This window comes from Salegentibacter sp., from assembly GCF_041642575.1.
Lineage (GTDB): Bacteria > Bacteroidota > Bacteroidia > Flavobacteriales > Flavobacteriaceae > Salegentibacter.
On the sequence record NZ_JBEPWD010000096.1, the window covers coordinates 1 to 7,299 of the forward strand.

Below are 7,299 nucleotides of genomic sequence, written 5' to 3' on the forward strand. Positions count from 1 at the left end.
AGTTCGTCTAACTGGGCTTTATCCAGGTTTGCAGGCGCATCTATCATCACATCTCTTCCGGAATTATTCTTTGGAAATGCAATGAAATCCCTAATACTTTCCTGACCTCCCAGAATAGCTACTAATCGATCAAATCCAAAGGCGATTCCTCCATGCGGGGGTGCACCATACTGGAAAGCATCCATCAAAAATCCGAACTGTGCTTTTGCCTCTTCAGGAGTAAATCCTAAATAATCGAACATCTTACTTTGAGTTTCCTTATCGTGAATTCTGATAGAGCCGCCGCCAATTTCATTTCCATTGAGAACAAGATCATAAGCGTTAGCACGAACTTTTCCCGGTTCTGATTCCAGCAGTGCAAAATCTTCTTTTTTTGGCGATGTAAAAGGATGGTGCATGGCATGATATCGGTTGGTTTCTTCATCCCATTCTAAAAGTGGGAAATCTACCACCCATAGCGGTGCGAATTCATCTGCTTTTCTTAGTCCCATCTCATTTCCTAAGTGCATTCTTAAAGCGCTTAACTGAGTTCGGGTCTTGTCAGCTTCTCCCGCCATTACCAGGATAAGATCTCCCGGATTGGCATTTGTTAATTCAGCCCAGGTCTTAAGATCTTCTTCAGAATAGAATTTATCTACAGAAGATTTTAATGTTCCGTCTTCATTGTATTTAGCCCAAATCAATCCGGTGGCCCCAATTTGAGGGCGTTTTACCCAGGAAATAAGTTTATCGATCTCCTTTCGGGTAAAGGAAGCAGCTCCGGGAACAGCAATCCCAACAACTAATTCTTGTTCATCAAAAATTTTGAAACCTTTGTTTTTGGCTACTTCATTTAATTCGGTGAATTCCATTCCAAAGCGAATATCGGGTTTGTCATTCCCGTATTTCTTCATCGCCTCAGCATAGGTCATGCGAGGGAATTCTTCAACCTCAACATTATTTATTTCCTTCAGAAGAAAACGGGTTAGGCCTTCAAAAATGTTTAGAATATCTTCCTGCTCTACAAAAGCCATCTCGCAGTCAATCTGCGTGAATTCTGGCTGGCGGTCGGCGCGAAGATCTTCATCTCTAAAACATTTCACAATCTGGAAATACTTATCCATTCCGCCTACCATAAGCAATTGTTTGAAGGTTTGCGGCGACTGCGGAAGGGCGTAAAACTGGCCTTCGTTCATGCGGCTTGGCACCACGAAATCACGGGCTCCCTCCGGCGTAGATTTGATAAGGTAAGGAGTTTCAACTTCAATAAAACCCTTTTGAGAAAGATAATTTCGAACCTGCATTCCAACTTTATGGCGAAACATCAGTTTATTTTTTACCGGGTTTCTTCGAATATCCAGGTAACGGTATTTCATTCTTAGATCTTCCCCACCATCGGTTTCATCTTCAATGGTGAAAGGAGGGGTTTGAGAAACGTTTAGAATTTCCAATTTAGAAACCAGTACTTCGATTTCACCTGTAGGTATATTGGAGTTTTTGGATTCTCGTTCAATAACCTGTCCTGTTACCTGGATCACGAATTCACGACCGAGTTTCTGAGCTTTTTCCATCAATTCTTTTGAAGATCGATCTTCATCAAAAATTAATTGAGTAAGGCCATAGCGGTCGCGTAGGTCTACCCATACCATAAAACCTTTATCTCTTATCTTTTGAACCCATCCCGAAAGCTGGACTTTTTGGCCAATATTAGTAGCATTTAATTCTCCACAGGTGTGACTTCTGTACATATTCTTCCTTAAATTTTGGTGCCAGCAAAAGTAAGAAGTTCTGGTGGCTTAACAGCTAAATTTTAATTGAAAATCCCGTTTTTACGGTAAACTCCCGGTGCAAAATGAAATTTTTTAGGCTACTTATATTCAGTCTATAAGCTTTCCAATGTTAATTTAATGTTACGTAAATATTGATTTATTGTAAATATATGGCTATATTTGTGTAATTCAGGTTTTAAAAAGATACTACTATGAAAAAGATAAAATCACTAATTACAATTGCCTTGCTGGTAGCAGGTGGTAGCGTGATGGGTCAGGAAATCCCTGAGCCTGTCTTTGAAAAAGATGGGGAACTAATAAAAGGAACATTTTATTATGAAGACGGAAATATTAAGCAGGAAGGAACGTACAAGGACGGGAAACTCCACGGCGAGTGGATTTCTTACAACCCGCAGGGTGAAAAGGAAGCAATTGCCGAGTATACCTATGGGAAGAAAACTGGTAAATGGTTTTTTTGGTCTAATGACAGGTTAACCGAAGTTAATTATAACGACAATAGAATTGCTAAAGTAAATAGCTGGAAAAGCGAAGGTATTTTAGTGGACAATGATTAAGAATAAAATTAAAAAATAAAAACCCCGAAGTTAATTCTTCGGGGTTTTTGTTTTTTAAGCTTTTGCCTCAAGTTTTTTTTGCTTTCGCTCTTTTCGTTTATCTGCTATCTTAACCTTAGCTCTATTTACCAGGTAAAACATTACCGGGACAATAACCAGGGTAAGGAAGGTGGCAAATACAAGTCCGAAGATCACGGTCCAGGCCAACGGCCCCCAGAAGATCACATTATCTCCCCCAATATAAATTTTAGGATCGTAATCTATAAAAAGACTGAAGAAATCAATATTTAACCCTACGGCTAATGGAATAAGTCCCAGAACCGTTGTTATAGCTGTTAAAATTACCGGTCTTAACCTGGAAATTCCTCCTCTAAAAATACAATCGAAATACTGTTCACGGGTCAAAAGATCATCATCTTCAAGCCCTAATTCAATTTTCTTTCTATCTATGAGGATCTGGGTATAGTCTACCAGAACAATGGCATTATTCACCACAATTCCCGCCAGGGAAATAATTCCCATCATGGTCATGATTATGATGAAATCCATTTGGAAAATGATAAGACCAAAAAATACTCCCACCAAACTAAGCATCACCGCCATAACGATAATTATTGGTTTCGAAATCGAGTTAAACTGAGCTACCAGTATTAAAAGAATCCCGCCAATGGCAATAAGCAAAGCCTTAAGCAGAAAGCTCATATTTTCTTCCTGTTCTTCCTGTTCTCCTGTAAATTCGAGGGTGATGTCCTGAGGAAGATCGTAGTTTTTCAGTTCGGTTTTTAGGCGTTCTACAATTTCGTTTCCATTATAACCTTCCAGGACATTAGAATATATCGTGATTACCCGTTTAAGGTCTTTCCTTTTAATTGAGCTGAACGAAGAAGCCACATTGGTGGTTACCAAAGAAGATATAGGCACTTGTACAATTTCCCCGGTGTTCTGATCCATAAAGGTTACTGGCTGAGTGAACAAGGCATTTTCGTTATAACGGAATTCTTCGTTGAAACGCATATTTACTTCATAATCGTCATCACCTTCTTTATATGTAGAAACCTCCTCTCCATAAATAGCTCTCCTAAGGGTTTGCCCAACTGCAGCGGTAGAAACGCCAAGCTGTCCCGCCTTTCTGCGATCTACTTTTACGTCCAGTTCAGATTTTGATTTATTGACATCAATCTTGAGATTTTCAATTCCAGGGATACTCATCCCCTGGATGTAAGCTCTCATATTCTCAGCCTCCGCGAGCATCTCTTCATAATCTTCCCCCTTTAATTCCATATTTATTGGATAGCCCGAAGGAGGACCTGCCTGGTCTTTTTCAACAATTACAGATGCTCCCGGGAAACCCTGGACCGCATCGCGAACCTCACTTAAAACCTGACTACTTCTTACCCCGCGTCGCTCATTGAATTCCCGCATGGAAATAGTGATCTTGGCTTTGTGAGGCATCTCATTTTGTTGACCACCATCGGTCATTGGATTTCCTGAACCTTCACCTACCTGGGAGATAGCCGATTCAACCATGAAGTTATACCCGTCTTCATCTTCATATTTCCTGATGACCTCAAAAACCTGTTTCTCGATTCTTTTAGTTAGCTCATTGGTTTTATGAATATCGGTGCCTTCAGGGTATTCTATATAGGTAATGATCTGTTTGGGTTCATTCTCAGGAAAGAATAAGACCTTCGGCTGAACCAAAGCTATCAAAACAAAAGAAATAAAGAGTAGGAAGAGGGTTCCGAAGAAAAATAAATAAGCTTTTTTTCCGCGTAGCGCAAACTTCAGAGTGCGTGCATATAAACTCTCCATCTTTTTCAGCGCTCTCAACTGGAAGAAATCAACTGCCTTTGAAATAAAGTATTTGTAAGCCCATAACAGTATTACTGAAAGTATCAGAATATTTCCAAATGCTCTTAAAGCCCCTGTATCTAAGGCATAACCCAATATTAACAGAATAACTCCTCCGCTTCCCATGATAATGCTTAATCTGATAAGGCGTTTTTTGGAAAATAGTTTTTCTCCTGTTTGCATAAACTGGGAGGTAAGCATGGAATTGATTATCAATGCAACAAAGAGGGATGAACCCAGCACTATGGAAAGAGTTATCGGAAATATCATCATGAATTTACCAACCAGACCCGGCCACAATCCCAGTGGGAAAAAAGCAGCCAGCGTGGTTGCTGTTGAAGCAATAATAGGCCAGGCGATCTCACCCAATCCTTGTTTGGCAGCCTTGGTACGGGACATTCCCTGATCCATTAGAGAATAAACATTTTCAACTACTACAATTCCGTTATCTACAAGCATCCCTAATCCCATAACCAGGGCAAAGAGCACCATGGTATTTAACGTGTATCCCATACTGGAAAGCACAATATAAGAGAGAAACATGGAAAGCGGAATCGCAATTCCAACGAAGAGTGAATTTCTGAAGCCCAGGAAAAACATTAAAACTAAAACCACCAGGATAACCCCAAAGATGATATTGTTTACAAGATCATCTACCTGGTTGATAGTTTGAGTAGATTGGTCGTTGCTGAGGCTTATGTGTAAACTTTCAGGAAGGTAGTCTTCCTGTTCGGTCTTTACGATCTCCTTGATGCTTTCTACCGCCTCGATCATGTTTTTACCGGCCCTTTTTTTAATGTCGAGCATCACTACCGGTTGGCCGTACTCACGGGCAAAGGTGGTGGCATCTTTTTCTTTGAAATTGATGTCGGCGATGTCTTTTAAAAAGATCAAACCCCCGTCGCGTTTAACAACCACGTCTCTCAGTTCATCGGGGTCTTCAATTTCCCCGATTATCCTGATATTTTTCTGGGCTCCACCTGTTATGATATTTCCTCCTGAAATAGTTCGGTTTTCAGCATTTACTGAATTAACTATGTCGTCGAAACTGACTTTGGAAGCAGTCATTTTATAAACATCAACGGCAATCTCAACTTCCATGTCTTCAGCACCGCGAATTCCTGCCTCCTTGATCTGAGGAAGAAGTTCTATTTGCTCCTGAAGATATTCTGCGTACTCTTTTAGCTGTTGTACCGTATAATCTCCTGTGAGGTTGATGTTAAGAATGGGCATCTCCTCGGTGAGATTCAGGTCGAAGACATTGGGTTCAACTTTAGCACCATTATCCAAGGTAGGCCAGGTAGTTTCGGCTTTTACAAGATCTACTTTGTCTTTGACTTTTTGTCTGGCAATATCTACCTGAACATCCTCTTCAAATTCTACAATTACCAGGGAATAATCCTGCAGGGTGTTGGAAGTGATCTCTTTAATTCCGGCAATATTGTTGAATTCCTCCTCCAGGGGTTCAGTGATAAACTTTTCTACATCCTCGGCAGAGTTCCCCGGATTTACTGAGCTTACGTAGATTTTGGTTTCAATAACCTCAGGGAAAGACTCCCTTGGCATATTGTAATAAGACATCAATCCACCGATCATTATAATAGCAATGATCACGTAAACGGTCATTTTATTTCCAATGGCCCAGGAAGAAAGTTTAAATTCCTTGTCTAATTTCATGTTACTGCTCGTTTCTTATTTTTACTTCCTGTCCTTCTCGTAGGTTCTTTGCACCTTCAACAATAAGGGTGTCACCCGGTTGTAATCCTTTGGTGATCTCCATATGACCCTCATATACATAACCGGTTTCTACAATTTTTTTACGGGCGATCCCTGTATTTTCTCCGGAAGGTTCTTCCAGTACATAGACAATATTTTCACCTAAGGCATTTTTCTGAACAGCGTTTTCCGGGATAACAACAGCATCTTCAGCCGAGTAGTCGTTGAGTTGAATCGTGGCGATCTGGTTGGGTTTAATGAGTCCATCTTCATTAGGGACTGCAACCTGAACCCTGAAAGTTCGGTTGTTTGGGTTTATATTGCTTCCAACTTGTCTGACTTCACCTTCGAATTCATTGCCAATAGAACCTATTTTAACTGTAACCGGAGTTCCTTTTTGAATTTTATTCAAATAATTTTCGGGTACGGCTGCTTCCACATACATATTTTCTAAACTAATTAACCTGAATAAAGGACTTTGGCCGGGGTTTACCACCTGGCCTTCATCTGTGATCACTTCATCGATGACACCGGTAAAAGGTGCAGTAACCACGGTTTTAGCAAGTCTGGCTCTTAACTGCTCCCGGGATCTCTGGATAGCTTCGTAATTGGTTTTAGCTTCAAGAAATTGCATTTCAGAACCTATATTTTGTTCCCATAATCTTTTCTGACGCTCAAAGGTTGTTTTTGCCAAAGCTTCCCGGGTTTCCAGTTGTGCCAGTTCACTAGAAAGTCCGCCATCATCTATAATTGCCAGGGTTTGACCTCGACTTACACTTTGACCTTCACTTATTCTGACATCGGTTAATACTCCTGAAAATTCAGGATAGATAATTATGTTTTCATCGGTAGCGACATCGCCCTGTACCTCTGCGAAATGCTGAAAAAGGGTGTCCTGAATAACCTGAGTGGTAACAAGATCCAATCTGCGGTTTTCATCAAGCATATTAATCGCCTCATCCAGCTGATCAATTTTTGCGGTTAATTCACTTTGTTGTTGGCCGAGTTCAGATTTCTTTTGCTTGATCTCGGTGAGATCACCTCGTTCTATGATTTCTTCAACTGATTGTTCATCTTTCTTTCCGCAGGAAAAAGCGATGAAGCTTATGCTTATTAAAACTGCTAATTTTTTCATCGTAAAGTTTTGAAGACTGTTTTTTGATTTAGTTTTCATCAGGATATTTAGTAGTGTCCAGAAGGTTTTCCAGTTCTGCTTTGTTTGTAATTACATTCAGCATTGATTGAAGCAAGTCTTGTTGGGCGGTATAAAGTTGCCTTTGTGCCTCACTTAATTCAAAGCTGCTGCCCACCCCTTCAAAAAATTTGATCTGGTTTTTGCTTTCAATGCGCTCGGCCAGTTCCAGATTTTTCTTTTGTGTCTGAAAGTTTTCAAGACTGTATTCATATTC

The 7,299-nt window shown here is 40.3% G+C and carries 5 protein-coding genes; 1 reads left to right on the forward strand and 4 read right to left on the reverse strand.

The window, feature by feature from the left end; all coding sequences use genetic code 11:
- A partial coding sequence (gene aspS, locus ACESK1_RS11225) for an aspartate--tRNA ligase (protein ID WP_372920270.1) occupies positions 1-1,727 on the reverse strand: 1,727 nt, incomplete at its 3' end.
- Positions 1,728-1,960: 233 nt separating this feature from the next.
- Between aspS and ACESK1_RS11230 the strand changes: the two genes are divergently transcribed.
- Positions 1,961-2,323 carry a toxin-antitoxin system YwqK family antitoxin gene (locus ACESK1_RS11230; RefSeq protein ID WP_372920271.1) on the forward strand — a complete coding sequence of 121 codons (363 nt, stop codon included), beginning with the start codon at positions 1,961-1,963 and terminating at the stop codon, positions 2,321-2,323.
- Between the two features lie 54 nt (positions 2,324-2,377).
- Here the strand turns inward: ACESK1_RS11230 and ACESK1_RS11235 are convergent, their stop codons facing one another.
- The 3 genes from ACESK1_RS11235 to ACESK1_RS11245 form a co-directional block, all read right to left on the reverse strand.
- Positions 2,378-5,851 carry an efflux RND transporter permease subunit gene (locus ACESK1_RS11235; protein WP_372920272.1) on the reverse strand — a complete coding sequence of 1,158 codons (3,474 nt, stop codon included), beginning with the start codon at positions 5,849-5,851 and terminating at the stop codon, positions 2,378-2,380.
- Position 5,852: 1 nt separating this feature from the next.
- Positions 5,853-7,025 carry an efflux RND transporter periplasmic adaptor subunit gene (locus ACESK1_RS11240; protein ID WP_372920273.1) on the reverse strand — a complete coding sequence of 391 codons (1,173 nt, stop codon included), beginning with the start codon at positions 7,023-7,025 and terminating at the stop codon, positions 5,853-5,855.
- Positions 7,026-7,053: 28 nt separating this feature from the next.
- Positions 7,054-7,299 (reverse strand): TolC family protein (locus ACESK1_RS11245; RefSeq protein WP_372920274.1); only part of this gene is annotated, 246 nt, incomplete at its 5' end.

What these genes read in the sequence shown, in the direction of transcription:
- ACESK1_RS11230 (WP_372920271.1), top strand. Translation starts at nt 1,961, where the DNA reads ATGAAAAAGATAAAATCACTAATTACAATTGCCTTGCTGGTAGCAGGT.
- ACESK1_RS11235 (WP_372920272.1), bottom strand. Translation starts at nt 5,851, where the DNA reads ATGAAATTAGACAAGGAATTTAAACTTTCTTCCTGGGCCATTGGAAAT.
- ACESK1_RS11240 (WP_372920273.1), bottom strand. Translation starts at nt 7,025, where the DNA reads ATGAAAAAATTAGCAGTTTTAATAAGCATAAGCTTCATCGCTTTTTCC.